The 26,977-nt window shown below is 48.4% G+C and carries 21 protein-coding genes; 13 read left to right on the top strand and 8 right to left on the bottom strand.

What is annotated here, in order from left to right:
* The first annotated feature begins 198 nt into the window (after positions 1 to 198).
* Positions 199 to 1,932: a glutamine--tRNA ligase/YqeY domain fusion protein gene (locus NKT06_RS28950; protein WP_253442872.1), complete on the top strand. Its 1,734-nt coding sequence runs from the start codon at positions 199 to 201 to the stop codon at positions 1,930 to 1,932.
* Between the two features lie 529 nt (positions 1,933 to 2,461).
* Here the strand turns inward: NKT06_RS28950 and NKT06_RS28945 are convergent.
* From NKT06_RS28945 to NKT06_RS28935, 3 genes are all read right to left on the bottom strand, one after another.
* Positions 2,462 to 3,325: an IS3 family transposase gene (locus NKT06_RS28945; RefSeq protein ID WP_253441400.1), complete on the bottom strand. Its 864-nt coding sequence runs from the start codon at positions 3,323 to 3,325 to the stop codon at positions 2,462 to 2,464.
* An 11-nt stretch (positions 3,326 to 3,336) separates the two neighbouring features.
* Positions 3,337 to 3,654 carry a transposase gene (locus tag NKT06_RS28940; protein WP_036673079.1) on the bottom strand — a complete coding sequence of 106 codons (318 nt, stop codon included), beginning with the start codon at positions 3,652 to 3,654 and terminating at the stop codon, positions 3,337 to 3,339.
* A 284-nt stretch (positions 3,655 to 3,938) separates the two neighbouring features.
* Positions 3,939 to 5,132: an MFS transporter gene (locus NKT06_RS28935; RefSeq protein WP_253441398.1), complete on the bottom strand. Its 1,194-nt coding sequence runs from the start codon at positions 5,130 to 5,132 to the stop codon at positions 3,939 to 3,941.
* 162 nt (positions 5,133 to 5,294) lie between these two features.
* Here NKT06_RS28935 and mobA point away from each other — a divergent pair, with 162 nt between their 5' ends.
* A complete protein-coding gene (mobA, locus tag NKT06_RS28930) occupies positions 5,295 to 5,924 on the top strand; it encodes a molybdenum cofactor guanylyltransferase (RefSeq protein ID WP_253441396.1) in 630 nt (209 codons plus the stop codon).
* Here mobA and NKT06_RS28925 read toward each other — a convergent pair.
* Entirely contained in the window at positions 5,894 to 6,865 is a 972-nt protein-coding gene (locus NKT06_RS28925) for a helix-turn-helix domain-containing protein (protein ID WP_253441394.1), read from the bottom strand. The genes mobA and NKT06_RS28925 overlap by 31 nt on opposite strands.
* A gap of 249 nt (positions 6,866 to 7,114) precedes the next feature.
* On the opposite strand from NKT06_RS28925, the gene NKT06_RS28920 reads away from it, so the two are divergent.
* The 6 genes from NKT06_RS28920 (at position 7,115) to NKT06_RS28895 (ending at position 15,598) form a co-directional block, all read left to right on the top strand.
* The gene (locus NKT06_RS28920; protein ID WP_253441392.1) at positions 7,115 to 9,118 is read left to right on the top strand and encodes a beta-galactosidase; all 2,004 of its coding nucleotides are present in this window, start codon (positions 7,115 to 7,117) and stop codon (positions 9,116 to 9,118) included.
* 347 nt (positions 9,119 to 9,465) lie between these two features.
* Entirely contained in the window at positions 9,466 to 11,256 is a 1,791-nt protein-coding gene (locus NKT06_RS28915) for a sensor histidine kinase (protein ID WP_253441386.1), read from the top strand.
* Positions 11,253 to 12,362, top strand: a complete 1,110-nt coding sequence (locus tag NKT06_RS28910; protein ID WP_253441384.1) for a response regulator — start codon at positions 11,253 to 11,255, stop codon at positions 12,360 to 12,362. The genes NKT06_RS28915 and NKT06_RS28910 overlap by 4 nt, the downstream gene beginning before the upstream one ends.
* Before the next feature lie 147 nt (positions 12,363 to 12,509).
* Positions 12,510 to 13,790, top strand: a complete 1,281-nt coding sequence (locus tag NKT06_RS28905) for an ABC transporter substrate-binding protein (protein WP_124116574.1) — start codon at positions 12,510 to 12,512, stop codon at positions 13,788 to 13,790.
* 99 nt (positions 13,791 to 13,889) lie between these two features.
* A complete protein-coding gene (locus tag NKT06_RS28900) occupies positions 13,890 to 14,774 on the top strand; it encodes a carbohydrate ABC transporter permease (RefSeq protein WP_124116573.1) in 885 nt (294 codons plus the stop codon).
* Positions 14,771 to 15,598: a carbohydrate ABC transporter permease gene (locus NKT06_RS28895; RefSeq protein WP_062836914.1), complete on the top strand. Its 828-nt coding sequence runs from the start codon at positions 14,771 to 14,773 to the stop codon at positions 15,596 to 15,598. The genes NKT06_RS28900 and NKT06_RS28895 overlap by 4 nt, the downstream gene beginning before the upstream one ends.
* Positions 15,599 to 15,766: 168 nt before the next feature.
* Here the strand turns inward: NKT06_RS28895 and NKT06_RS28890 are convergent, their stop codons facing one another.
* Positions 15,767 to 17,260: an aminotransferase-like domain-containing protein gene (locus NKT06_RS28890; protein ID WP_253441382.1), complete on the bottom strand. Its 1,494-nt coding sequence runs from the start codon at positions 17,258 to 17,260 to the stop codon at positions 15,767 to 15,769.
* 135 nt (positions 17,261 to 17,395) lie between these two features.
* Between NKT06_RS28890 and NKT06_RS28885 the strand changes: the two genes are divergently transcribed.
* Positions 17,396 to 18,004: a LysE/ArgO family amino acid transporter gene (locus NKT06_RS28885; RefSeq protein ID WP_253441381.1), complete on the top strand. Its 609-nt coding sequence runs from the start codon at positions 17,396 to 17,398 to the stop codon at positions 18,002 to 18,004.
* A gap of 209 nt (positions 18,005 to 18,213) precedes the next feature.
* Here NKT06_RS28885 and NKT06_RS31795 read toward each other — a convergent pair whose 3' ends face one another.
* From NKT06_RS31795 to NKT06_RS28870, 3 genes are all read right to left on the bottom strand, one after another.
* The gene (locus tag NKT06_RS31795; protein WP_301290204.1) at positions 18,214 to 19,050 is read right to left on the bottom strand and encodes a methyl-accepting chemotaxis protein; all 837 of its coding nucleotides are present in this window, start codon (positions 19,048 to 19,050) and stop codon (positions 18,214 to 18,216) included.
* Positions 19,051 to 19,262: 212 nt separating this feature from the next.
* Positions 19,263 to 20,264, bottom strand: coding sequence for a GTP 3',8-cyclase MoaA (gene moaA / locus NKT06_RS28875; protein WP_192134940.1), 1,002 nt, complete (start codon positions 20,262 to 20,264; stop codon positions 19,263 to 19,265).
* A 119-nt stretch (positions 20,265 to 20,383) separates the two neighbouring features.
* Positions 20,384 to 22,609, bottom strand: a complete 2,226-nt coding sequence (locus NKT06_RS28870) for a methyl-accepting chemotaxis protein (RefSeq protein WP_367399881.1) — start codon at positions 22,607 to 22,609, stop codon at positions 20,384 to 20,386.
* Between the two features lie 522 nt (positions 22,610 to 23,131).
* Between NKT06_RS28870 and NKT06_RS28865 the strand changes: the two genes are divergently transcribed.
* The 4 genes from NKT06_RS28865 (at position 23,132) to NKT06_RS28850 (ending at position 26,861) form a co-directional block, all read left to right on the top strand.
* On the top strand, positions 23,132 to 23,956 hold the full coding sequence (locus NKT06_RS28865; RefSeq protein ID WP_253441380.1) for an ABC transporter ATP-binding protein: 825 nt from the start codon (positions 23,132 to 23,134) through the stop codon (positions 23,954 to 23,956).
* The gene (locus NKT06_RS28860; RefSeq protein ID WP_253441379.1) at positions 23,937 to 24,749 is read left to right on the top strand and encodes an ABC transporter permease; all 813 of its coding nucleotides are present in this window, start codon (positions 23,937 to 23,939) and stop codon (positions 24,747 to 24,749) included. The genes NKT06_RS28865 and NKT06_RS28860 overlap by 20 nt, the downstream gene beginning before the upstream one ends.
* A complete protein-coding gene (locus NKT06_RS28855; protein ID WP_253441378.1) occupies positions 24,746 to 25,684 on the top strand; it encodes an ABC transporter permease in 939 nt (312 codons plus the stop codon). Before NKT06_RS28860 ends, NKT06_RS28855 begins: the two co-directional genes overlap by 4 nt.
* A gap of 100 nt (positions 25,685 to 25,784) precedes the next feature.
* Positions 25,785 to 26,861, top strand: coding sequence for an ABC transporter substrate-binding protein (locus NKT06_RS28850; protein ID WP_253441377.1), 1,077 nt, complete (start codon positions 25,785 to 25,787; stop codon positions 26,859 to 26,861).
* Positions 26,862 to 26,977: the final 116 nt, after the last annotated feature.

Here is a 26,977-nt window from a genome sequence, read left to right as displayed (position 1 = left end):
TCGGTACTGAAAACCAGACTTTTTGAACACGAACTTTTACTAACATGCTACATGATTCGAGCGAACCCGTCAAAATGGTTTTGGGCCTATTTATGCACGGCTGTACCTGACTTTGGTTCCTTCTTTATTGAACTCCTCCCCCGTTAAAGGTATATTTAAATGAAACGCGTTGCAATTACTGAAAGTTCCAATCAATTCATGAAAGGTTTGATACCTGTGGACAATCGTACAACCCCACCTAACTTTATCAAAAATATTATTACCGAAGATCTCCGGTCAGGGAAAGTCCAGGAAGTTATTACCCGTTTTCCTCCGGAACCGAACGGTTATCTGCATATCGGCCATGCCAAGGCGATCTGGATTAACTTTACGCTGGGCGGCGAATTTGGCGGCAAAACGAATCTGCGCTTTGATGACACGAATCCGGTCAAGGAAGATGTAGAGTACGTTCAATCGATTCAGGAAGATGTGAAATGGCTCGGATACGAGTGGAACGAGAAACGTTTTGCCTCGGATTATTTTGATGAGATGTACAACCGTGCGGTCTTGTTGATTAAAAAAGGTAAAGCCTATATCGACGACCAAAGCGCCGACGAAATTCGTCAAATGCGCGGAACGCTGACGGAGCCGGGCAAGAACAGCCCGTACCGTGATCGTTCGGTGGAAGAGAGTCTCGACCTGTTCACACGTATGCGTGCAGGCGAATTCAAGAACGGAGAGAAAGTGCTGCGTGCCAAGATCGATATGTCTGCACCGAATATCAACCTGCGTGATCCGGTGATTTACCGGATTTCACATGCACACCATCATAACACGGGCGACAAATGGTGCATCTATCCGATGTACGCCTTCGCTCACCCGCTCGAAGATGCCATTGAAGGTGTAACGCATTCCCTCTGTTCCCTGGAGTTCGAGGATCAACGCCCGTTCTACGATTGGGTTATTGCGGAATGTGAGATGGAGAGTAAGCCGCATCAATACGAATTTGGCCGCCTGAACCTGTCCCAGATGGTGACCAGCAAGCGGAAGCTGAAACTGCTAGTGGACGAAGGCCATGTTGATGGATGGGATGATCCGCGCATGCCAACGATTTCAGGTCTGCGTCGCCGGGGATATACACCGGAAGCCATTCGTGATTTCGTATTTGAGACAGGCATTTCGAAGAGCCAAGGGGTTATTGATCTGCAAACGCTGGAGCACTTTGTACGTGAGGACTTGAAACTGAAAGCTCCACGCACAATGGCTGTCCTGCACCCGCTCAAAGTGGTTATTACCAACTACCCGGAAGGGCAAGTGGAATGGCTTGAAGCAGAGAACAATGTGGAGAACCCGGAGATGGGTAATCGCCAAATTCCGTTCTCTCGTGAGATTTATATTGAACAAGACGATTTCATGGAAAATCCACCGAACAAATACTTCCGTTTGTTCCCTGGCAACGAAGTTCGTCTGAAACATGCATACTTCATCAAATGCAACGATGTGATCAAGGATGCAGAAGGTAATGTGACCGAGATTCATTGTACCTATGATGTGGAGACGAAGAGCGGCAGTGGCTTCACTGGCCGTAAAGTTAAAGGTACGATCCACTGGGTAGAAGCGACTCAAGCGGTACCTGCTGAATTCCGTCTGTATGAGCCTTTGATTCTGGATGAAGCACCGGAAGCAGAGGTGGAAGCGGCCGTAGCTGGGGCTGAAGCTGAGGTTGTGGAAGAGCAACCGGAGAAAACGTTCCTGGATCAACTGAACCCGAACTCCCTTGAGGTTGTTCACGGGTATGTGGAGCAAGAGATGAAGGAAGCGAACGCTCAGGATAAATTCCAATTCTTCCGTCATGGTTACTTCAGTGTAGATCCGAAACATTCCGAGCCAGGTCGTCCGGTATTTAACCGGGTTGTATCTCTGAAAAGCTCATTCCAACTGCCGAAGGCATAAGACTGATGGATAAACTTAAGGTCTGTTTAACAGAGTGCTGGCAAGCAGCTAATTAATAAGTAAAAGTAAGGGCATCCTTCGTCAGATCATGGCGAAGAGTGTCCTTTATTGTTTTTCTGGATCTAGCCAGGTCCAGTTTTAGACGTAGTAATACAATTTCGCATGAACATGAACATGAGCTGAGGCCCATAGATGTGCGTATGAGGCAAAAATCTAAATGAACATGTACATGTACAGAAGCATGAATGTGCGTATGGGATAAGAGTTCTAACGAATCCAGGACACGCTATTTAAGCATATTTGGGCATTTCAGTAACGTAACGAATCGTATACACCTTATTTACTCATTTGGCCTTTCTTTTTTGTGTTTTTAGCGTATTTATGCGAAATAACGTGCCTGAGATTCTTTAGCTTTGTAATTTTGTGAAATTGCTGCAAATAAGGCGTCTAAGGTTCGTTAGGTGCAACAAACCTCAGACTCCTTTCTCTTTACTACTACTATCCTGGACCTATGTCAAAAAAGTAGACACTACGCTGCGGATTTGTCCGTAAATTTCATCGCAAAACGAGCAGGGGAAAGATACCCTAGCGCGCCATGCATTCGCTTGCGGTTGTAATAGAACTCAATGTACTGGTAGATGGCAGTATAAGCCTCTTCTGGCGTCTTAAAACGAGGGTTGCAGTAAATGAGTTCCTTCTTTAAAATACTGTGCCATGACTCAATGCAGGCGTTATCATAACAGTTTCCTCGGCGGCTCATGCTTGATTCCATTCCGTATGATTTTAGTTGCTCCACGTATTCTTTTGACGTGTATTGAGAGCCGCGATCCGAGTGATGGAGTAATCCCGGAGCGGGGCGTTTGGCCTTGTGAGCTTCCTCCAGTGCACCCATCACCAAACTGGTTTCCATATGGTTATATAGACGCCAGCCTACAATTTCGCGTGTGCACAAATCCAGAACGCTGGCGAGATATAGACGACCTCCTCGGCAAGGAATGTAGGTGATGTCGGTAACCCACACCTTATTCGGTTTGGACGTTTTAAATTGCTGATTCAGCGTATTTGGCGCAAGGGGATTGTCGTGTCTGGAATTCGTAGTCTGAACGCGATATTTGGGCACGACCACAGAACGTAGATTCATTTGACGCATGTATATACTGACGGTACGGGAAGAGATTCGCAACCCTTCTAAATGGAGCAGATACGTAATTTTAGGGCTTCCACACCGCATCTGGTGGTCGTAAAAATGATAGCGAATACGCTTCATAACCTCGTCTTTACGGTTCTGTCGCATGCTGGTTCGGTCCATTCGCCATTTGTAATATCCGCTCCGTGATACTTGAAAGGTACTGCACATCTTCTCCAAAGAAAACTCGGAGCGATGGTCTTCCACAAACTGAAATCTTAGCTCTTTGGTTTGCTGAAGATGTGCACTGCTTTTTTTACAATCGCCAGTTCTTCTTGGGTATCCGCAAGCGTGTGCTCTTTCTCTTGAAGCAACCGGCGCATCTCTTGAAGCTCTGCTTCCAGTTCCTTCACTCGATCTACGCTGGCAACAGGCTCATGTTTTAGTTCGCGGTACTTACTCATCCATTGGTGCAACGTGCTTTTTGGAATGTTGAGTTCTTCTGCCAAATCTCCAAGTGTCTTCGTTTGCTCTTGAATGAATTTGACCGTTTGTTTCTTGAATTCTTCGTTGTATCGTTGCCGCTGTTCTCCCATGTGGACACCTCCGTTAGTCTTATTATCCTTCCGTCCGTTAACGGGTGTCCAGTTTTTATTCTAGCTCCAATCCATAATCTTTTGTTTGAATGTTTGAACATTAATTTACACGATAACGGAGAGGACAGAAATAACCTGAAGAAGCGGAGCGGTCGCATTTATCACCGGATTTTACCCTTGAAAAAAGGGAATCAAAAAAATCCGGGGATAACGGCGATCGGAAGGGTATTCTGTCATCGTAGTGCTCTTGTGTAAATCAATCTTTCAATTTTTCTAACAAAAGATTATCTGTCCTCATCCATATTGCCCATCTCCGTCAACACAACCGGCTGATAGCCGTTACGGCGGTTAGACAACCACATGATGCCGAATCCGACAGCGCCAATGAGCGAGAAGAATACGCCAATACTATACATGACTTCCGCACCAAAGCTCTGGAACAGCCAGCCGCCGAACAGACCGGCAATAACCCCTGAGAGACCGCCCCAGGCCATCGTATACACCGCTTGACCGGAGGAACGATAGGGTCTTGGAATGAACAGCATGGTCAATTGTGTGCCTACATAGAAGTATCCACCGAACGTAATGGAATGCATCAGCTGAATGAATACAATCTCCAGCGGGTTGTTAGCCAGTGCCATGAGCTGCCAGCGCAGTGCAAACAGCAGACTGATCAGGATGAGAGAGGCCAGAAGCATGCTCATTTTGCGTTTGAGCAAACGGTCGAGCAGCAGGAATACGCCGACTTCGAGAATGGATGAGGTGAAGATGGCCCAGCCGACCATTTGTTTGTCGCCACCCATTTCTACAATATATAGTGACATAAATGTACTGTTCATTGCATTAGGCACCGATACGAGTACACCCAGGCCGATAAATGCCATGAAATACGGATTGAACATGACTTTGCCAAACCGCCGAAAAGTAACCACGGGTGTATCCGAAGCAATAGGCTGTCTGGGTAGAAATACGGATAATACAAAGGCGGTGGCAATCATGCACGCAAAGATAATGGATACACTGCCGATACCAAAACGGTCAATGAGCGGTCCGGCTGCGACGGCAGTCAGTGCCCAACCGAGTGAACCCCAGAGCCGGAATGACCCAAATTTTTGGGTTGTACCATCGATATATCCGAGAATCAGGCTGTTCGTTTGGGCGAATAATGGACTTTGAAAAAAATAAAAGAAAATCATGGCTACATAGATCCATGTATAAGTGGGCGCATAGAATACACCCTGGGCGAGTACAAATGTGCCTCCCATCATAATCATCAGGATGATGCGAATATTGCGGGATTTATCGCTCCAGAAACCCCAGAACGGGTTGGCGAACAAGGACACAAAGGGTCCAATCGCCATCAGACTACCAATCTCCAGTTTGGTCATGCCAATCTCTTGCAGATATAGCTGCAGGAACCCGGCAAAGATGGAGATGGCGCCATATATGAAAAAGTTATATAGTTTCAGAGAAACCAATGAGGGATTGCCTCTTGAAGGTACAGGTCTGTCCAATTAAGCCATTCCTTTCAAATGCATATTGTTCAATGTATCATTTGTTGAAAGGGGATTCAATCTATAGAAAAAGTTGATCCGTTGATATAACAAGCTCACATCATTACCAGGAGGGAGCAAGCCATCATGAGCACAAGGGAATGGACAGGCATCATATTGGCAGGAGGTTTATCCAGCCGCATGGGGACCAACAAGGCCATGCTGGAACTGAACGGTTCTGCTGTACTGCAACATGTCACAAAGGCCATGAGACCCGCAGTATCCCGTATCCTCGTGGCTGCCGGACCCCATGTGATGACCTACAGTGCAATGGGCTACGACTGCGTTCAGGATCACTATCCGGGGAAGGGGCCACTCGCCGGTCTTCACGCGGCGCTGGAAGCTTCCGATACAGACTCGAATCTGGTATGCGCCTGCGATATGCCGCTCCTGCAAACGTCTTTCTTTGATGGAATAAAAAAACTGGTCGAATCGCATAACTCATATTCTGCTATCGTTCCACGCGTGGATGGACATGTCCACCCTCTTGCAGGGGCTTACCACAAGCGAGTGCTCCCTGATCTGGAGCAGTGTCTGATGCAGGATCATCTTCGAGTCATGCGATGGCTTGAAGAGATCGGTTGCCGCTATGTCGAAGTGGAAGAGCTTGAGAGAGCAGGTGTCCATCAAGTAGCGATGCAAATGAGTAATATGAACACTCCGGAAGAGTATGAGCATATACGCAATCAAGATTCTTCACTTGATTCAGATCTGTAGGATACAAGATCACCTGATTCATCTGCATGATGGTTGCGGTATTGAAGCGGGCTCTGGCCTGTCCAACGTTTGAATTGTCTGCTGAAATGAGACAGATGGGTGTAGCCGAGCTTCCACGCAATTTCCCCGAGCGACAGCTCGGGTTGTTCGATCAGTACCTTGGCCTCCTGCAACTTCAAGCTGGACAGGTAAGCTCTTGGTGATCGCCCGTACACCTTGCGAAAGACCTGTAGACCATATCCCGGGCTGATGCCAAACGAGGATATAATCTGCTCTACTTTGACCGTGGATACACTGCTTTCCTTGGTTCGAAGCTGGGCATGGAATGCCTGCTTGATTGCCTCCGCTATAGCTCCCGCATAATGCATGGCTGTTGGAGCTGGTGCATGTGAAGCAGCAACGGAAGTTGTGGACTCCTGTTCATTGTCAGCGGCTTGGGACAACAGGGCGAACAGTTCAAACATGCGGGCCTGCATGATCATTTTGTCCGTGGACGTGTATGCTTCGGATACATTAATCATGCCCATCCAACTCTCCAGCACAACACGCATCTTCCGATTAACGGCCGTACCTGCTGCGTAGATTTGGCTATGCTGTGACATCAGCTTCAGGGTGAAGACCGGATCATCCACATTAAAGTGAGCGCTAAAATAAGTCATGCCTTCCGTGGATACACATTGATTCGTATGTTTGAACCCGGGAGGAATGAGAAGAATGGAACCTTCCTCCACGGTATAGGTATAACCATGAATCACACTCTCCTGCGTACCTTGGATGATCAACATAATCTCAAAACCCGGATGTGATTCCTCCGGCATCGCCCAACCATAGGGTACTTGTTGGCTGTGCGCACCATAGAATTTGATGTTGGAGTCGATAATAGGCAGCCAGTGGGCCAGCGTATGGTGAGGCATTTCTCGGAGCTGTGATCGAATATCCATAACATTCACCTCGGAAAAGGGTAAAAACAACTCGCCTTATACAATCGGCACCCTTAGTATACTTCATTATAATCAGTTTAACGCGAGCATGGATAATCCATGGAACATTTCAGCGTTTGAAGAGGTTACTGAACAATCCAAGTTCTTCAACCGATAATAATGTAAACGCTACCATTATAGCTTGGAATATGTCAACTCTTGCACACGCCAAGATCATTATATTTTTCCACCTAAAAAGGAGATTAAATCATGGACAAATTATTATATGGTGTGGCCTACTATGATGAATATATGCCTTACGAAAGATTGGACAAGGACATTCAGATGATGAAGGATGCAGGGATCAATGTGGTCCGCATTGCAGAATCCACCTGGAGCACCCATGAACCGCAGAATGGCGTATTTGACTTCTCTTCCGTAGACCGTGTGCTGGATGCCATGCATGAAGCGGGAATTCAGGTCATCGTTGGAACACCAACGTATGCTGTTCCAACGTGGATGGTCAAGGAACATCCGGACGTGCTGGCTACTACCTCACAGGGACCTGGCAAATATGGTGCAAGACAGATCATGGATATTACACATCCAACCTATCTATTCTATGCCGAGCGGATCATCCGCAAGTTGATATCAAGGGTAAGCACACACCCAGCGGTCATCGGTTATCAGACGGATAACGAGACGAAACATTACAATACTGCCGGAGATAATGTACAATTGCAATTCGTCAAATATATTCGGAACAAGTTCAGCTCCCTGGATGAGTTGAACAAGGAATTTGGCCTCGATTACTGGAGCAATCGGATCAATAGCTGGGAGGACTTCCCGTCCGTGGTAGGAACGATCAATGGCAGTCTGGGCGCTGAATTTGCCAAGTTCCAGCGACAGCTGGTAACCAACTTTTTGGCTTGGCAAGTGGGGATCGTGAATGAATACAAACAGGAAGGACAGTTTGTTACCCAGAATTTTGACTTCGATTGGCGTGGATATTCCTACGGCATTCAAGGGGATGTGGACCATTTTGCCGCATCGAAACCTTTTGACATCACCAGTGTGGACATCTACCATCCTTCCCAGGATGATCTGACCGGCATTGAAATTTCATTCGGCGGGGATGTGGCGCGTTCCACCAAACAATCGAACTATCTTGTACTGGAGACCGAAGCGCAGGCGTTCTGGCATTGGGTTCCCTATCCGGGACAGCTGCGTTTGCAGGCATTTAGTCATCTGGCATCAGGAGCGAATATGGTCGCTTACTGGCACTGGCATTCGTTGCACAATTCGTTTGAGACGTACTGGAAAGGATTGCTCAGTCATGACTTTGAACCGAATCCGGTGTACAACGAAGCGAAGACGATTGGCAGGGATTTTGCCCGCCTCAGTCCGAAGCTTGTGAATCTGAAGAAAACGAATCGGGTGGCGGTGCTGTTCAGCAATGAGGCGCTGACATCGATCAAATGGTTTGGGTTTAACTTCACCAGTGACAAGAACTACAATGACGTGGTGCGCTGGATGTACGATGAATTGTACAAGATGAATATTGGCTGTGACCTCATCGACCCATCGGTTGAGAGTTATGCGGAATATGATGTGCTCGTTGTACCTGCTCTGTATGCTGCTTCGGATGCATTGCTGGAAAAATTAAATCAATTTGTACAGGATGGCGGACATATCGTCTACTCGTTCAAAAGCGGATTTGCGAATGAACATATCAAGGTACGCTCTACTCGCCAGCCCGGCCTGATCAGTGAGGCATGCGGGATCAGCTATAACCTTTTTGTAGAGCCAAAACATGTCTCGCTGCGCGATGATCCATTCGAGGTTGGTGAGGAGCAAAACCAGGTTCACACCTGGATGGAACTAATTACACCGACAACGGCTGAGGTACTCGCTTGGTATGATCATGCACATTGGGGTGAATATGCGGCAATTACCCAGAATGCCTATGGAAAAGGCAAAGCAACCTATGTCGGATGTTATACCAGTTCTGCGGTGATCCGTAAGGTATTGGAACGTGTTATGAAGGAAGCGGGTGTATGGGGAGCTGATCAAGAGTTGGCTTTTCCTATCATTGTGAAGACCGGTGTGAACGATCAAGGGAACACGATTCGCTACTATTTCAATTATGCAGATGAGGCCACATCCTTCGTGAATGCTTATGGGGAAGGGACGGAACTTCTGGCTGGAACCCCGATTGCTGCGGGAGAGAAGATCGAACTGGAGCCATGGAGCATACGGATTATTGAACAATAATAGGAAATAATAAATATAGGTATATAAGTTGAATTTAACATGTACACGTTAACGGAGAGGGCAGAAGAAACCTGAGGAAGCGGAGCTAAAAGCTTTCTGAAAGAAAGCTGCATCGGAAGCATAGACCTCGCCTTTATCAACGGATTTTCCCCTTAGAAAAGGGAATCAAAAAAATCCGGTGATAACAGCGATCAGAGGGTTGTTCTGACCACGTAGTGATCTCGTGTAACCATTCATTCTATTGTATAACGTGATATTTTAACATTTCCAAACGAATATAAAGACCAAAGCGCCCTCGGCTTCCATGCTGGGGCGTTTGTCTATTTTAGCTCAGGAGTGGATGCGCTGTGTTTACCGAATGTTATCGGAAGCTGACAGATCCTTTCAAACGCAGCATTCGTAATAAATTGATTCTTACCATGACGCTGCTGGCCGTTCTGCCCGTCATTGCCATGACCGCTATGGCAGCCGAGAATACCCGCTCTTCCATGGAAGAGGAGATTATGGAGACCAACCGCGCCAATATGAACTGGGCCTCCATCTATCTGGGTGAACAGTTCGCTCGCATGAACAATATTATCTATTCCATTCAGATCAGTGACGAACTGCATCAATATCTGGCGCTGAACCAGGAAGCACCGGCAGCCAGCCGATTCGACGAACAGAAGGCCATGTTTAATATGCTGAACAGTGTATACTATTCTGCCGGCAATTATGTATTTGGCGTTGAGCTGTATCTGAAGGAATTGGACACCTTGTTCACCTTCAACTCCATGGATTCTCGTATCAAAGCGGTATCGGAAATCCCGGAAGGATATCATGAGCTTTTTGCACAACATAAAGATTTTACGATTATCAATGATCCGGACGATCCGCAAAAGTTTCACATGACCCGCAGCATGAATCGCTTCGAAGATCAGGCACAGATCGGCGCCATCAGTCTGGAGGTCAAGTGGGCTGAGTTCAACCAGACCCTGGAGCTGCTGGATAGCAGGGGGGATTATGCAGTATACATCGCCGACAGTGCGGGCAGCCCGGTCTATCAGCCGAATCAAGACATCCAGCCGTCCGTTGAAGCATTGGAGAGATTGGCAGGCGCCAAAGAAAGTTCCGGTTTCATCCGTACAGCCAAGGAATACGTATTCTATCATTCCATCGAACCGTCAGGACTGCGTGTGATCAAGATTGTACCTGCCCATGTCATTAACGAGAGTGCCTTGGAAACGATGAAATACGGACTGGTGGTAGGTGGCCTGGCAACCGTCATTTCTGTGGGAATAGCTGCGCTCGTGGCCTGGCGCACCTCAAAGCCTATCGTCCGACTGGCCAATTCCATGAAGGGTATTCAGTTGATTAAGGACAGAGAAGTAGTACGAAGCGGCCGAGTGGATGAGATTGGTCTGTTGGAGAAAAATCTGCATGGCATGTCAAGCCGTATCCGGGAACACATTCGGGACAACTACCTGATGAATTTGGAGAAGCAGACGGCGGAGCTCAAAGCACTGCAATCCCAGATCCATCCGCATTTCCTGCAAAATACGTTGCAGATGATTGGTGGCATGGTCTATTCGCAAAAACCTGCTGACAGTTACAAGGTCATTCGAGCCTTGAGCGAGATGTTTCGTTATATTGTGCGAGCGCCGGATGGACTTGTGCCTCTGCAGTCTGAACTCGATCAGTTGGAACATTATATGCTCATTCAGAAGCAGCGTTTTGGCGGCAAACTTGAATATACACTGGAGATTACCGGAGAACTTCGGGCGTGTTATATTCCCAAGTTGTCTTTGCAACCGATTGTGGAGAATGCATTTTTGCATGGTCTGGAGAAGAAACAGGGCGAGTGGAAGTTGGGCATTGAGGTCGTCTGTCAACCTAAAGAGGTAACCATTCAAATTCGTGATAACGGTGTGGGTATGGATGCTGAGAAATTAACGGAGATGCAGTCCAGACTGGAGCGTCTGACCTGGCAGGCTGATCGGGTGTGGAGTTCAGGTACAAGTATTGGACTGGTCAATGCAGCCTCAAGAATCGTAATGCATTTTGGACCTGAATACGGGATGAGCATGGAAAGTGAATACGGACAGGGGACGAGTGTTACGGTACGAATCCCTTGCAATACGGGAGGCGAAGCCTTGTGAACAAGGAACTGTACAGAGTATTGCTGGTGGATGATGAACCGTGGAACCGGGATATTTTGCGCAACCTGGGGAATTGGAGTGAACTTGGCATGACCGTTGCAGGAGAAGCAGAGGATGGTGAGCAGGCCATACAACTGGTCAAGCAGCATCAGCCTCACATTATCATTACGGACATGCGTATGCCCGGCACAGATGGTGTGGAGCTGCTACAGACACTAAGCGGGCAATTCCCACAGATCAAGGTGATCGTGGTGAGCGGATATGACGACTTCAATTATGCCAAACACGCCATCCGTCATCGGGCTGCAGATTATCTGCTCAAACCGGTGAATCCGGATGAACTGAATGGTGTACTGGCCAAATGTGCCAAAGAATTGGAAAAGGTTGAATCTGCGCCGGAATCATGGGAAGCGTATCCGCCTTCCTTTGCTGGTGATTTCTCTTTGTTTCAACAGCAGGCTCGTTTGCGGTTTAACGACCTGAACATTCAAAGTCTGCGGGAATGGTTCCAGCAACTGCAGCAGAAGCTGGAACACAGCGAGATTAACAGACCCCGGCAGCTTGGTCGAGTGGCCTATGAACTACAGGCTTTGCTGGATGAACTGTGTGTCTCCAATGGATTGTACGAGGGGCGCGAAGCAACGGCATTACCTCCTTCAACAGCGCTGGCTTCCATAGAATCCACAATTGCATGGATAGCGACTCCGTACTACCAGGCTCTGGAGCAACTCATTGCGCAGCGCAAATTCAAGAACAAGCTGAACCTGGATGAAGTGAAGCAATATATGGAGCAGCACTGTATGGAGATGATTACGCTGGAGCAGCTCGCCCAGATCTTTTTTGTCAGCAAGGAATATCTCAGCAAGGTATTCAAGAAAGAGTATGAGGTGAATGTGACCGACTATGTCGTCCAGTTACGTATGACACGAGCGAAGGAATGGGTGATGGATGAACAGATTCCGTTCAAGCATATTGCCGAGATGGCGGGTTATGAGGATGTGTCCTACTTCTATCGGGTATTCAAGAAACATTTCGGAGTTTCACCGGGGGAGATGCGCAAGGGACAAGCTCGTATATTAGGCAATTCAGGCAGTAGCACGGAATGAGTCGTTTGAGAGAGTGTTTGCTGTTGGATTAAGGTTTAAAATAATCCAATACACAAGTCTAATTTTGTCCAATGAAGCGCTTTCATTCTCTGATATATAATGAGCCTATGAAAGACAAACCAGTCACACACCGGGAGGTCATAAGAGATGAAAGTATGGAAAAGCGTAGCAAGTGCGGTACTGGTCAGTGTTCTGCTCGCAGGTTGCGGTTCCAATGCAGGAACCGACAATGGGCAGGAAGAATCGGCATCAGGCAGCACGGTGTCCCTCAAAGTATTCGTTGCACAACCTCGGCTGAAAGAACACTACGATAAATATATAGAACAGTTCAAAGCCAAGGAAAAAGCAGAGAAAAATATTGAAGTGAACGTGCAACTGGAGATGCCACCAGCGGACAATGCACCTCAGATTCTGAAGACACGTCTCGCCTCCAATGATGCACCGGATGTGTTCGCCCTGCATGCAGTTAATGAGATTCCACCTTTCAGCAAAGCCGGTTATCTGGAAGATCTGTCGGATCAACCTTTTGTCGACAAATTACTGGATTCGGTGAAACCTTCCGTAACGAATGCGGAGGGCAAAGTCGTAGCTGTTCCATTGGAAACGTTATCATGGGGCTATCTGTACAATAAAGATATATTCAAAGAGCAAGGGCTGGAAGTACCAACAACGTTAACGGAAATGAAAGCGGTCGTGGAGAAACTGAAAGCAGCCAACATTACACCGTTTGAACTGTCCTACAAAGAATCCTGGATTCCGCAATTATTCCTGCCACTCACCGTGGGAGCTTTGACCCAATCGGAACACAAAGACTTCTTGGATAAGATGAATCAGGATCAAGGCTCCTTCTCGGATATGAAAGCCTTGTTCGATATCTTCGATCTGGTCAATGCGAATGGTACAGATAAAGCGCTGGAAGTCGGCGGAGATGATGGTTCAGCAGCCTTCGCTTCAGGAAGCGCAGCGATGTGGATTCAGGGACCATGGTTTGCCGAGACGATTCTGAAATCCAACCCGGACTTGAATTTCGGTGTGGCACCGATGCCGATCAATGATAACCCGGATGATACCAAAATCAATCTGAGCACGTCCACTTCACTGGCAGTATCGTCATCCAGTAAGAATAAGGAAGTTGCACTCGACTTCGTGAACTACATTCTCGATGACAAGGATTCAAGTGCATTCTATGAAGCACTCAAATTCAATCCGGTTGCCAAGATTCATGACTTCAAGAGCTTCCCTTGGGTAGACGATGCCCTGAAATATGTGAACGAAGGCAAAGCCTATCAGGACCCTTCCATCCCTCAAGCAGTTAAAGATGAATCAGGCAAAGCGTTACAAGGCTACTACTCCGGGCAATTAAATCAACAGCAGGTTATCGATGCGCTCGACAAAGCGTGGAAATCCTACAACAAAGTCAACAAGTAAGGAGCTGCGAGGCCCAAGCAGATGAAACGGCTGGCAGAACGTTCTTCGTTCCCCCGTTTACAATCGATTATCCGCTTCGAGTGAAAAGGGGGAGAACCTATGGCTACGAATGTGTTCAAGAAGTATCTGTCACTGCTCGCGTTCACTGCGCCTGCCTTTGTCATCTATGCGATTTTCCTGCTGTATCCCACGTTTAGTGGCATGTTCTATAGTCTGACCGATTGGAACGGACTTAATCGGGATTACAGCTTTATCGGTCTGGGCAACTTTGTTGAATTGTTCAAAGAAGATCCCGACTTCCTGAACTCCCTGTGGTTCACGATGAAATATGTAATATTTATGCTCATTCTGCAAAATGGAATTGCCTTGCTGCTCGCCGTGTTGATTGAATCACGGACGCGCAGCAAAGGGCTATTCCGGACCCTGTTCTTCATGCCTAACATGATCAGTACGATCATTAGTGCCTTCATGTGGACATTCATCTTCTCTCAGGTGCTGCCACAGCTCGCACAGAAACTGGCCATTTCGTTCCTGGACCAGCAATGGCTGGGAGATCCGAAGTTTTCATTTTATTCCATTCTGATCGTTTCGCTCTGGAACGGTGTGGGGTATATGATGATCATCTATCTGGCCGCTCTCCAGGGTGTGCCAAAAAGTCTCAAGGAAGCGGCGGTTATTGATGGCGCCAACGCTTTCCAGGTTCTGCGCAATGTGGTGTTGCCGATGATTACTCATGCCGTTACGATCTGTTTCTTCCTGACGCTGAACGGAGCCTTCAAGGTGTTCGAAGTGGTCTATGGACTGACGGGTGGTGGACCGGGCCGGGCCACACAGGTTATCACAATGAACATTTATGAAGAAGCGTTCTCCAACAACTTCAGGTACGGCTATGCGAGTGCCAAATCGGTTGTGCTGTTCATCATCGTACTCATCTTTACACTCATCCAGATCACCGTCATGAAGAAGAAAGAGGTGGAAGCATGAGGATGCAACGACTGAACAGCTATCTGATTCGCCTGCTGCTGATCTTGGGCTCTCTCGTTGCCATGCTGCCGATCTACATGGCAGTGGTGAACTCTTTCAAAACACAAGGAGAGATGTTCCAGTCCTTTATCGCGCTGCCGACGACGCTGCACTGGGAGAACTATTCGGACGCATTTAACAAAATCAATCTGTTGGGCAGTTCGATGAACTCGGCCATTGTATCCTTTCTGGGGATTGGTGGTATCGTCTTCTGTGCCTCATTGGCTGGATACAAGCTGTCACGTACCTCCGGTCGACTGAGCAATCTGATCTTCTTCCTGTTTGTGGCATCCATGCTGGTGCCGTTTCATTCAATCATGATTCCGCTGACACGGGTAGCCAAAGGCATGGGCGTTCAAGGAAGTACGTACGGATTGGCTCTGATCTATATCGGGCTTGGTGTGAACATGGCCATCTTCCTCTATCACGGGTTTGTGAAGTCTATTCCACGTGAATTGGAGGAATCGGCTCAGATTGATGGGTGCAATGAGTTTCAGACTTTTTTCCAGATTATCTTCCCGCTCTTGCTTCCAATCACAGTCACCATCGCGATTCTGGACTTTCTGTGGATCTGGAATGACTTCTTATTGCCACTGCTCATGCTGACCGATGTGAATCGGTATACACTGATTCTGTCCACAAACATGTTGTTTGGCGAATATAACAAGGAATGGCCGTTGATTCTGTCATCCTTGGTACTGACTGCGATTCCGGTTATTCTGATCTATGCGTTCTTCCAGAAGTTCATTATGGAGGGCATTGCGGAGGGTGCGGTCAAAGGGTAAGCGAATAGCAGGATGATACGATGGAATCCCTGAGCGCTGCTGGTATCGACACGCTTTTGGTATTCGGCCAAACATACAAAACTAACGCAAAAAGCCTTGATCTGAAGGACATTGTCCTTTTCGGTCAAGGCTTTTTTTGGCTGTGAAATCAGGACCCAGCATTTGAAATCATGAGCCAGAATCCATGAGCCTGTGTATAGCTTCTGCCAGGCATTGTAACCCGCGTTCCATCTCATCAGGGGAAGCATAGGCGTAAGACAGCCGAATGTGACTCGCATCCAGCCGGTCATATAGGTAGCCCGGGTGGATAAGTACATCCTGCTCCAGACAGGTATGGAACAATTGGCGGATAGAGAGCGGGGACAGAGTGAATTGCAACCAGATGTAAAAGCCGCCAGCGGGTATTTTCCATTTCGCCATGCCATGAAAGTGACGTTGCAACAGATCCAGCATGAAGTCTCTGCGTCTGCGTAGCTCAGGGCGAAGGCGTTCCATATGTTCTGCATGATGTCCTTCTGCGAACCACAAGGCAGCGGCTTCTTGCGCGAGTGAGCTGGTACCATAATCGGTCTGCATCTTGATATCCGCGAGCCGGCGTATGACCGGCTCTGGCCCTACCAGCCATCCGAGGCGTAAGCCGGGACTGACTGCCTTTGACAAAGTGCCCATATGCAGCACCCGTCCTTCCTGGTCACGTGCCTTCAGTGATGGCGGAGGTGGGTTGTCCAGCCACAGATCACTGTAGGCCGAATCCTCCAGAATGGAGATGCCTAATGTTCGAGCGGTGGCCATCAGTTCATTCCGGCGAGGATCACTCATCACAGAGCCCGTGGGATTGTGAAAGCTCGGTATCGTATAGAGAAGCGAGATGTGGTCTTGATCTTTGACATGCTGCGAGGCATCCTCCAGGCGTGCAATGTGCAGTCCTTCATCGTCCATCGGGATCCCGCTCATTTTCAACCCTGCCGATTGAAAGGCGTGAATCGAATACAGGTACGATGGTTTTTCCAGCAGAACTGCTGATCCGCGAGGAAGCAGTCCGACTGATATCAAGTGCAGTGCCTGAAGAGAGCCGGATACAATCAGTATGGAATCCGGGGAGGCCTGAATGCCTGCTGTCTGCAAATGGACGGATAAAGCCTCACGAAGCGCCAGGCTCCCCTGAGGTTCCAGATAGTTCAGTGTACGAGAACATTGGGACAGGGCATACAGAATATCGTTAAAAGCATCCTGAGGCATCAGCTCCGGGGCAAGCTCCCCTGTACCAAGACGTATGATGTTGGGCCTGAATTCAGCCTGATTAATCTGCTGGATCTCTGGAAGGTTGGGATAGTACCAACCCTCCTCAATAGCTTCATTCCAGTTGGGCATCGCTCCATGAGCTATACCATGCCAACCGGAACCGGAAATATAGGTTCCCCCGCCATGTCTGCCTTCAAGCAGACCCGCGGCGGCCAGATTATCAAGGGCAGTGATCAATGTACTGCGGTTTACTCCCATGGACTCAGCCCATATTCGCTGTGAGGGGAGACGGTATCCTGCGGACCATTCACCTGTTGTGATTTTCTGGCGGATATAGGTTTCAATCTGGCGATATAAGGGCAAGTCGAGAGAAGGATTCGGCTTCCAACTCATGTTTAGTCGAGAATCAGAACGTTCCATGACAGGCAGAATCACCTCTGTTTGTCTTTTTAACCAACACTATAACATTTGGTTGGGTCTGATGCCATCCAAGTGGTTGGTTACGTCAGCCATCAACTGCCCTACGATGGAATACAAAGATAAGGGGGAAGAACGATGGAGGTAGTTATTCATGCAGTCATTCTGGCGTTTGGTTTGATCTTGCCACTGGGTGTGCAGAATGTATTTATTTTTAACCAGGGCATGAGCCAGAGACGTTATATACAGGCTATGCCTGCTGTAATAACGGCAGGTGTCAGTGATACGTTGTTGATCGGGGCAGCCGTTGGAGGGGTGTCGCTTATTTTGCTGCAATGGCCAGTGCTGGCGAATGTGTTGTATGCAGCAGGAAGTTTGTTTTTGCTGTATATGGCATGGAGTATCTGGAGGTCATCCGAATCAGTCGAAGGTTCACAGGCGGTAATGTCCGTGGGGAGGCAGATTGCGTTTGCCGCATCGGTATCTCTGCTTAATCCCCATGCTCTGCTGGATACGGTTGCCGTGATTGGCACCAGTTCACTTCAGTATGAAGGCGTAGAGCGCATCTATTTTGCCCTGACAGCCGCGGTTGTATCTTGGATATGGTTCTTGGGACTTGCAGGCGCAGGCAGGGTGATTGGGAGAACGGATCGAACTGGACGCATCAGCCTGGTGTTCAATCGGTTGTCCGCTGTGGTCATGGTCGGGCTGGCGGTTATGATGCTGTGGAAGCTCATCTATGCATAGAAGGACCACATTTTGTTTGGAATTAGAAAACTCCCCGTGACGATAATCACATGGGGAGTTTTATGTAGGTGCTGAATTGGGTTATCAACATGCCCGCTGATCTAATTATTTAGTTTGAGCATGTAATGGAAAATGTAGTGCTCGATACCGCTTCGGTGTAGCGTCTTTATATATGGTTAATCATTGGAGTGAAGGTCATCGTATCGAATTTATTCTGCCTTCAGCAGCATGGATTCAATAAACACTTTCAGATCACGGCTTACACTGTTCAACTGATCAATGACCTCGCTGAACTCGGTTACCATCACAGCCTGTTGGTTGCTAGACTGTGAGATGGAGGTAATCTCCTGCTCCATCTGCTGAATGGAATGCTGAACGTCTTTCAAGGAACGTTCGATATTCACCGTAGCTTCTTTAGTACCCGTAGAAAGTTTGCGCACTTCAGATGCAACGACGCTGAATCCGGCGCCGGCTTCGCCTGCTCGGGCTGCTTCGATAGCCGCGTTCAAGCCGAGTAGATTGGTCTGTTCTGAGATTTCACGGATGAATGCGGCGACTTTGTTAACCTCGCCTGAGTTCTGCACAGCCATGCGAGTATTATCCAAAATCTGTGTAGATGAGGCTGTCAATTGTTCGGATTGAGCGGCTACCGTCTGTACCATATCCGTCAATCTGCCGCTGATCCCGCCGATTAATTCAGTGAAATACTCCAGTTTCTCCTCATTCTGAAGAGAGAAACCAATGGCAAGTGTGCCCACAATATTTCCTTGCTCATCCCGAAGTGGGGTGGCCGCCGAATTGATTGATGTGCCATAGAATTTTGCATCAATTCGGTTCGCTGAAGTTTCCCCATGTATAAGTGCCCGACGGAGTGTAGGGTCATCGAGGGAAACGGGGTCTCCAGCCTTGATGCCCAGATCGAGCTCGTTGCTGGGGACATAATACCAGAACTTCTCCGTATCGGTTACTGCAATCATGATATCGTGTTCCTTGAGCATAATTTTAAAATACGGACTCGCTGCAACGAGTGCTTCAACAATGTTCAATAAGGTTCAGCTCCTATGTGTATGTGTGCATATCATCTAGATGTATTGTATATACATCGTCAGAATTATGGGAATCTTGAAGACCCAACAAGGGCAATAAGATATATTAATTAAATTTTTAACAAATGAAACAGAAGAATGGATGATTTTCAGAAATTTATGAAAACATGACAAAAAAGCAGGCGAGAACAATCAAGTTCTCGTCTGCTTTGTTATCCGCCAATCTGGGACATGCGTCGTACAGTCGGCGTATGAGATTGCATTTTTTGTTCCAAAGCCAGAGCCATTTCATGATTCTTCGGTTTCGTACCCAGCGCTTTGAGGAAGAGTGCCGCCATGGCATCCGGATCATCCACAAAGCGGCGAACATTATACTCATCCGACCAGTACAGGCAGGCTTTGATATGTCCGTCAGCGGTCAACCGAAGTCGGTTGCAATTATCACAGAAATGATCGCTCACGGGATGAATCAATCCGAATGTGCCTTCGGAGCCCACAATTTTCATATTGCGTGATGGGCCATTGCCCGCAGGGCCTGTTGTATTTTCTACCGTCCAGCCTGCTTCAGCACATACATCTGTCACGGCTTCCAGCGGCAAATAAGATTTGCGCCATGAATCCGAAGCGTGTCCAATCGGCATATATTCAATAAAACGCACATGAAGAGGTTGATCCATCGTCATTGCAATAAAATCCTTGATCTCATCATCGTTAATACCCTTCATCAGCACGACATTTAGCTTGATCGGAGCAAGGCCAGCAGCTGTTGCAGCTTCAATGCCTTTCAGTACCTTGTTCACATCTCCGCCGCGGGTAATCATGGAGAAGCGATCAGCGCGCAGGGAATCCAGACTGATGTTAATCCGGTTCAATCCAGCGTCTTTCAATGCCTGAGCTTGCTTATCCAGTAGAAGAGCGTTGGTCGTCAGTGCAATATCGTCAATACCGTCAATCGCCGAGATCATGCCGACGAGCTTATGCAGATCCTTACGCACCAGCGGTTCGCCCCCGGTGAGCCGAACTTTACGCATGCCCATCGGAGCAAGCACCTTCAGCACCTGTGCGATCTCTTCGTAGCTCATAATCTCATCATGTGGAGCAAACTCCATGCCCTCTGCAGGCATGCAATATACACAGCGTAAATTACAGCGGTCCGTAACAGAAATACGGATGTAGTCATGTATCCGGCCAAATGAATCCTGAAGCAATTCCATGCAGACCACCCTTTCATCGGTTCAGATTGGAAATCTTCTATTATAAATGATACGACAATTTCAAAAGGAACAGTTGCATCAAATTTTAGCTATTTCTCCAATCCGCGTCAACGATAACGTCAGATGACAGCATTTTTGGCGGGGTGGTTCAGGTGGAATTGTCCCACGAGTTGTTGCAGAAAGACTGTAATGGCTTCCACATTATGCGAAGAATGCTGAACCTGTAACATATCACGGATCAGCTCCATCATCTCTGCTTCTACCTCAGCGGAAGTCGCCCGATTTTGATGGCTGATTGCAGCGATATTTTCCATCAGCATGACCACTTGATCCACGACTTGTGTGCGCTCAGGTTCTTCAGCGGTAGCATTTTTCAGAAGTTGCGAAGCGGCCTGAACCAGTGTTGTTCCTTCAGCCAGTACCTGATCACCCTCTGTGATTAATTGAGATGCAGCTCCTGCTGCCGTTGAGATTCGGTCCAGAATCTGATGAATATTTTCAGTAGAAGAGCGGGATAACTCGGCCAGCTTGCGGATTTCCCCTGCCACGACCGAGAAGCCTTGACCATGTTCGCCCACGCGTGCAGCCTCAATGGTAGCATTGAGAGCCAGCAGGTTGGTCTGAGCTGAAATTTCATCAATGACAGCCAGTGCACGGTAAATCTCTTTCATCGTATCCATGAAGGACAGGATGGTACGGTTGGTATCGGATACCGCTCCTGAGATTTGGGTCATTTTGTCGCCGATTCGTTCCACTTCCTGCTGGGCCACGCCGATCTGTTCGGTTGCAGAGGTCTCCAGTTGTTGCAGCGTTATGCGCATGTGATCGGCAGCGATTCTGGCCTGATCGAGATCTTCCAGTTGGGTGCGAATGGCCTGAATCATCGAACCAAGCTTGTGGTTCACACGCTCAGTCGTACCCTGGGTTGTCTCTGTTGAAGTTCGCATCTGATACTGGTTGTCCATAACGTCTACCGTGGCAAGTTGTACCTTCAGCATAATGCCTTCCAGAGAGTCAATCATGTTGTTGATCCACTTCGCCAGTTCACCCGATTCGTCTTGGGCAAAAGCAGACGTGTCTAGACGTTGGGTCAGATCCCCCCTGCCTTCGGCGTTAATTCGAATAAATCGGCTGATGCGGCGTAAGTCTTCATGAACCCGTCGATATTGGCTACGATGCAGCTGTAATGCAGTGAAGAATCCGAATAACACATTAAAAGCGGCCATTGCTGCCGCACTCCAACCACTACCAGTGAGGGCATAGACAAGTGCGGCTCCTGCAACGCCTGACAAAAGCGTGAAGAGACTGTGCTGCTTGAACTGGCGCCAGCCGATGCTTCGTATCCGATACACTTCCTCCAGATCCCCTTCACACATCATGCCCCAGCGATCAGGACAGTGTGGCAGCTGGAAGGTGATGCCTTTGCCGATCACAGAAATATGGCGATAATCCGAGTAGCCGGGAAAGGCTACGAACAGATTGGAACCATTCTGAATGGTGTTTGCTACTCCGGAGTGTAGTTCTCCAGTCGATGGATCAGTGAACATGAGTTCCAGTTCGGTATGCTCCTTGACTGAAACGATACCCCATTCGGTGGTGACACCATCTTTGAGATTTTCCCCATGCGTAAAGGTGCGGTCTTCGAAGCGGCTTCGAGATAAGGCGGTGCCGGGTTGCAGATGGGGCCTTAATATCGACTCAGCCATAAAGAGATAATTGTCACCAGAATCGGGATAGATATGACCTGATTCTCGTTGGATCAGGTCACCGAGTACATCCCCGGGTACTCGGCTGCATAATGAACCGACATATCGACCTTCCTGCAGGATTGGGGAGATAAACAGCAAGGTGACATCATCGTGAAAATTGGACGAGCGTGGACCAATATCCAACGTCAGTGGATCAGAATATGGACCATACAAGCATTTTTTGCCATGACGATCTGCTCTGGAGTATTTCAATCCTGGTCCAATTAAAGCTTCGTAATCTTCATAAATCTGTCCAATATGTTTCTTATATGTAGAGAATACCACCTGATTCTGTTCGTTCAGCATGAATAGCTCCGTACTATCAACGGCTCGAATATAACTGGATTGAAACCATGCATCTAGTTTGCTTCGTTGCTGTGAATCTTGTAATACATCCTGTAATTGGACCGACTGTATCTGTTGAAGCAAACGGTCCAGGTGATTCCACTGTTCATCTGCCCAGTCCATCATAATCTGCCGTCTTGTTTCGGCAATCCCCTCAAAAATCTGTTCCACATCTTCCTTCATATGTGCGTTCAACCGATACGATCGCCACAGCGGCAATCCTTTTCTCCATCCCAGCCAATCAAACATCATGACCACCCCGATTTCTGGATTTGAAAGCTTCGTTCTACTGATCTTTGGATAGACCTATATATGTGGTTTTCAAAGTGATATGTAACAAAGGAAGCCAGCCTGCGTGGTGATTGATCCGGAATAGTGATACCGCCTTCATCATTCAGGAGCCTTGACTCACGTAGAGGTGGAAGTCCTTGTACGTCTATTCAATCTTTATACAAGAAAATGGACAAGAATACGAGGGCATATGTCATATTTTCCGAATATTTATTCAATAAATACAAATGATCGTGCGTTTGTTGTTAAGTGAAATGTATGTTAGCTAAATACAAGGAAAACTCACATGGATGTATCTGAGAATACATCTCATTTTACATTGTGTAACATGAACAGGCCCATACTCAAAACACACTGTATAATGTAATCCCCGCCCAAAGCGATATAGTATTATCTAACAAGCAAACCTGTTACGTTCGTGTATATAAACCTCCCATTCAGCCTTGTGCGCAATGAAAATAACTTCCACAAAGGAGAATGCCCATGTCCTCCGCACCCTCAGCTACAGTCCCCGAAGCCTGCCATATTGATGTAGATCATGTGTCCGTTGTCTTTGGCACAGGTACACAACAAGTCACTGCTTTGTCGGATGTTACATTCCAGATCCAGTCCAATGAGTTTGTCTCTCTGCTGGGCCCTTCCGGCTGTGGCAAGTCGACCTTGCTCCGGTTAGTGGGTGATCTACTTCAGCCCACCTCAGGCAATGTTCGCATTGCAGGTCAGGAGCCTGAGCGGGCTCGACTACAGCGACAGTTCGGTATTGTCTTCCAGACACCCGCCTTGTTCGATTGGCGCACCGTTCGTCACAATGTGGAATTGCCCTTGGAACTGCTGGGTACCCGCCGGAAAGAGTGCCGCCGCATTAGCAGTGAACTGCTTGAAATGGTAGGACTAACCCGCTTCGCCGACCATTATCCATGGCAGCTCAGTGGAGGGATGCAGCAACGTGTGTCCATTGCCCGTGCCCTTGCGCTTGATCCGCCATTGCTGCTCATGGATGAACCCTTCTCCGCCTTGGACGAATTCACCAAAGAAAAACTTCAATTGGAGCTGCTTGAGATCAAGCGCTCAACAGGCAAGACCTTCCTCTTTGTCACACACAGTATCCCTGAAGCCGTATTTCTGTCCGACCGGATTATCGTACTCTCGGCGCATCCAGGGCAAGTGCATTCCATTCATTCTGTTAATCTGCCTTCTGAACGCCATAGTGAACTGAGAGAAACGGATGCTTTCTACCACATGATTACAACCATTCGCAATTGCTTCTACGAGGAGCGTGATGAATCTCATGTCCCTGCGGTTCTTTAAACCAGGATATCGATCCTGGGTCGTCATCTGGATTATGGCCGTATTGGTGCTGTGGGAAGGAATTGCCTGGATGCTCCAACTGTTCCTGTCACCCCAGCAGGCAGCGTCTCGCCTTCCTTATCTGCACGATGTCCTTGCAGCCTTGTTTCGTTACTCGGGTACGCTCGCAGAGCAGGGGGCTGTCACGTTTGGCAATGCGGCCATTGGTTTTGCAGGGGGAACGCTGCTGGGTCTGGGTTTGGCGCTGCTCATGAGCGCAGCTGTCTGGCTGGAGCGCACGTTATCGCCATATGTAGTCTCCTCACAGATGGTTCCGGTTATTGGTCTCGCCCCAATTGTGTACGGCATCATCCACAACGCGGAGTGGGCCCGAATTGTAATGGCGGCGTACGTAACTTTCTTCCCAATCATCATCCATACGTTGAAAGGATTAAAAAGTGCAGCGCCAGAGCACCTGGAGCTTATGCGTTCCTGCGGGGCTTCACTGACTGCACGATATATCAAATGTCTGTTGCCTTCAGCACTGCCGGGATTATTTTCCGGGTTAAAAATAGCCGCTCCGCTCGCGGTGACCTCCTCTATCGTTGTGGAGTTGATGGGCGCTCCCGACGGACTCGGCGTCCTGATGGTCAGTTCGTTATATTACGGCCATGCCCAAGCTGGCATGTTCTGGGCCACCATCATGCTTAGCATTGGCATTGGTCTGATCTCGTATCTGGTCATCAGTCTGGCTGAACGTTGGCTGACCCCCTGGCAACCTGAATTCAGGGCCAAAGGAGGCGATGCCACATGAGTGAAGGTAGGGTTTTGCAACGGAAACGTGATGAAGGTGTGGCAATTGCTGCTGTAACTGGAGCTGCTACGCCCCTCACTGGTTCACAGATGACATCTGCTCCCGGATCGGAAATCCATGGACAACAGGGACAAGCCGAAAAGGCCAGATTGGGCACCGCCGTTCGCAGGCGATCGATTGCACTGAGCATGCTTCCTTGGGGTGCGGGTGTGTTATTTCTCTCCCTTTGGCAGCTCGGGTTGTTTCATTGGATATTCTCGCTGGAAAGCTACCAACTGCCTGTGCCTTCCGCGATTGCGGCATCGATACAGGAAAATGCCAATATGCTCTTTCGATATGCGATGTACAGTGGAGCCGAAATGCTGGGGGGATTCCTGCTCGGTTCCCTGTTGGGCGCTCTGGCGGCTGCGGGTGCATCATTCTTTCCCACAAGCGGCAGGGCGGCGGTTACGGTTCTGTCAGCACTGAACGCTGTTCCGATCGTGGCTCTTGCCCCGATTATGAACAATTGGTTTGGTGACGGAATCTGGTCGCGTATTGCAGTCGTTACGGTGATTACGATGGCCGCCATGGCTGTCAGCCTGTTCAAAGGGCTGACTTCTATTCAGCCGCAGTACAGTGATCTGCTGAATGGCCTCGCCGCGAGCAGGATGCAGTTTTTTTGGAAGCTCAGACTGCCTCATGCGCTGCCTTCCCTCTTTGCGGGTCTGAAGATCAACATGTCGACCAGTATTATCGGGGCCATTGTGGGTGAATTTTTCATCGCTTCCCAGGGGCTGGGGTACTTGCTCTCGGATCAGATTCGACTGGCAAACATGCCTTTGGCCTGGTCCTGCATTGTTATCGCCGCCGCGCTTGGCATTGTGCTGTATGAAGCTGTTGTTTTGGCAGAAAAGCGACTCATTCCTTGGAATCGTGCACGCACAGATCCATAACGTACATCAGGATAGCAACCATAGATTGATAGAGCTGGTGAAGTAGAGCCTCACACTACCTGATTGAAAAATCGTATATACACAGGGGGTTGTTCTGTACATGTACAAAACGTTGAAGCCGGGTTTGCTGGTATTGGTCCTGTTGGTTGTTACGATGCTGAGCGCATGTTCTACGAAGTCCGAGCCGGCGGCTGAGCCTGTTGCTGCGAGTTCAGGAGGGGCGGGTGAAGCAGATCAACCCTTAACCAAAGTGAAAATTCAATTGAAGTGGGTGCCGCAGGCGCAATTTGCCGGGATCTATGCAGCGAAGGAAAAAGGTTTTTTTGCAGATGAAGGCATTGATGCCGAGATTATTCCGGGTGGGCCGGATATCGTGATTGAGCAGCAGGTGGTCAATGGCGCGGCCGATGTAGGGATCACCGGAGTGGACAGTCTGCTGGTCAGCCGGGATAACGGTCTGCCGCTCGTCTCGCTCGCCCAGATCTCACAGAAGAGCAGTTATCGCTTGATCGCCAAGAAGTCGCTAGGTATTACCGATCCCGCTCAGATGAAAGGCAAGAAGGTCAGTACCTGGTTCGGCAGTCAGCAGTTTCAGGTGCTCGCGTTCATGGAGAAGAACGGCCTGGATCCGAAGAAAGACATTGAACTGGTGAAGCAGGGGTTCACGATGGATCAGTTTTTCAATGATCAGGTAGATGTGGCGACGGCAACGATCTATAACGAATACCACGTTGTGCTGGAAAGTGGAACAAAAGAATCCGATCTGGATGTGTTCAACATTGAAGATGCCGGTGTTGGCATGCTGGAGGATACGCTAATTGCCAAGAAGGATTGGGTAGACAGCAACCGTGAGCTTGCGGTCAAAGTGACCCGTGCCATTCTGAAAGGCTGGAATTACGCCATCGACAATCAGAATGAGACGGTGGATATCGTGATGAGTAATGTGACGGAGGGCAGCACCACTCGTGAACATCAGGTCACGATGCTTGAAGAGATTGCAAAGCTGATTCGGCCGGAAGGATTTACGGAGCAGCAAGTTGGCAGTTTTGTAGATGAATCATTTACCCGAACTGCGGATATTGCGCTGAACTATGGCCTGATCAAAAAAGCTGCAAATCTGGATGAAGCGCTGGAGAAAAGCATCTATGAAGAAGCGGTGATTGATATGACGAAGTAATTAGGCTGGGAATAAGCATTTACACGAAAACGAAGAGTGCAGAACCAATCTGAAGAAGCGAAGCGTGCGCCTTTATCCCCGGATTTTTTCCTTAAGGAAAAATAAATCTAGAAAAT

The sequence above is a fragment of the Paenibacillus sp. 1781tsa1 genome (assembly GCF_024159265.1).
Classification (GTDB): Bacteria; Bacillota; Bacilli; order Paenibacillales; family Paenibacillaceae; genus Paenibacillus.
This window is presented reverse-complemented; position numbering and strand designations above follow the sequence as displayed.

Excerpts from the sequence above, each read along its gene's own strand:
- NKT06_RS28950 (WP_253442872.1), top strand. The coding sequence starts at position 199 with ATGAAAGGTTTGATACCTGTGGACAATCGTACAACCCCACCTAACTTT.
- NKT06_RS28940 (WP_036673079.1), bottom strand. The coding sequence starts at position 3,654 with ATGGGAGAACAGCGGCAACGATACAACGAAGAATTCAAGAAACAAACG.
- mobA (WP_253441396.1), top strand. The coding sequence starts at position 5,295 with ATGAGCACAAGGGAATGGACAGGCATCATATTGGCAGGAGGTTTATCC.
- NKT06_RS28925 (WP_253441394.1), bottom strand. The coding sequence starts at position 6,865 with ATGGATATTCGATCACAGCTCCGAGAAATGCCTCACCATACGCTGGCC.
- NKT06_RS28920 (WP_253441392.1), top strand. The coding sequence starts at position 7,115 with ATGGACAAATTATTATATGGTGTGGCCTACTATGATGAATATATGCCT.
- NKT06_RS28905 (WP_124116574.1), top strand. The coding sequence starts at position 12,510 with ATGAAAGTATGGAAAAGCGTAGCAAGTGCGGTACTGGTCAGTGTTCTG.
- NKT06_RS28900 (WP_124116573.1), top strand. The coding sequence starts at position 13,890 with ATGGCTACGAATGTGTTCAAGAAGTATCTGTCACTGCTCGCGTTCACT.
- NKT06_RS28895 (WP_062836914.1), top strand. The coding sequence starts at position 14,771 with ATGAGGATGCAACGACTGAACAGCTATCTGATTCGCCTGCTGCTGATC.
- NKT06_RS28890 (WP_253441382.1), bottom strand. The coding sequence starts at position 17,260 with ATGGAACGTTCTGATTCTCGACTAAACATGAGTTGGAAGCCGAATCCT.
- NKT06_RS28885 (WP_253441381.1), top strand. The coding sequence starts at position 17,396 with ATGGAGGTAGTTATTCATGCAGTCATTCTGGCGTTTGGTTTGATCTTG.
- moaA (WP_192134940.1), bottom strand. The coding sequence starts at position 20,264 with ATGGAATTGCTTCAGGATTCATTTGGCCGGATACATGACTACATCCGT.
- NKT06_RS28870 (WP_367399881.1), bottom strand. The coding sequence starts at position 22,609 with ATGATGTTTGATTGGCTGGGATGGAGAAAAGGATTGCCGCTGTGGCGA.
- NKT06_RS28865 (WP_253441380.1), top strand. The coding sequence starts at position 23,132 with ATGTCCTCCGCACCCTCAGCTACAGTCCCCGAAGCCTGCCATATTGAT.
- NKT06_RS28860 (WP_253441379.1), top strand. The coding sequence starts at position 23,937 with ATGTCCCTGCGGTTCTTTAAACCAGGATATCGATCCTGGGTCGTCATC.
- NKT06_RS28855 (WP_253441378.1), top strand. The coding sequence starts at position 24,746 with ATGAGTGAAGGTAGGGTTTTGCAACGGAAACGTGATGAAGGTGTGGCA.
- NKT06_RS28850 (WP_253441377.1), top strand. The coding sequence starts at position 25,785 with ATGTACAAAACGTTGAAGCCGGGTTTGCTGGTATTGGTCCTGTTGGTT.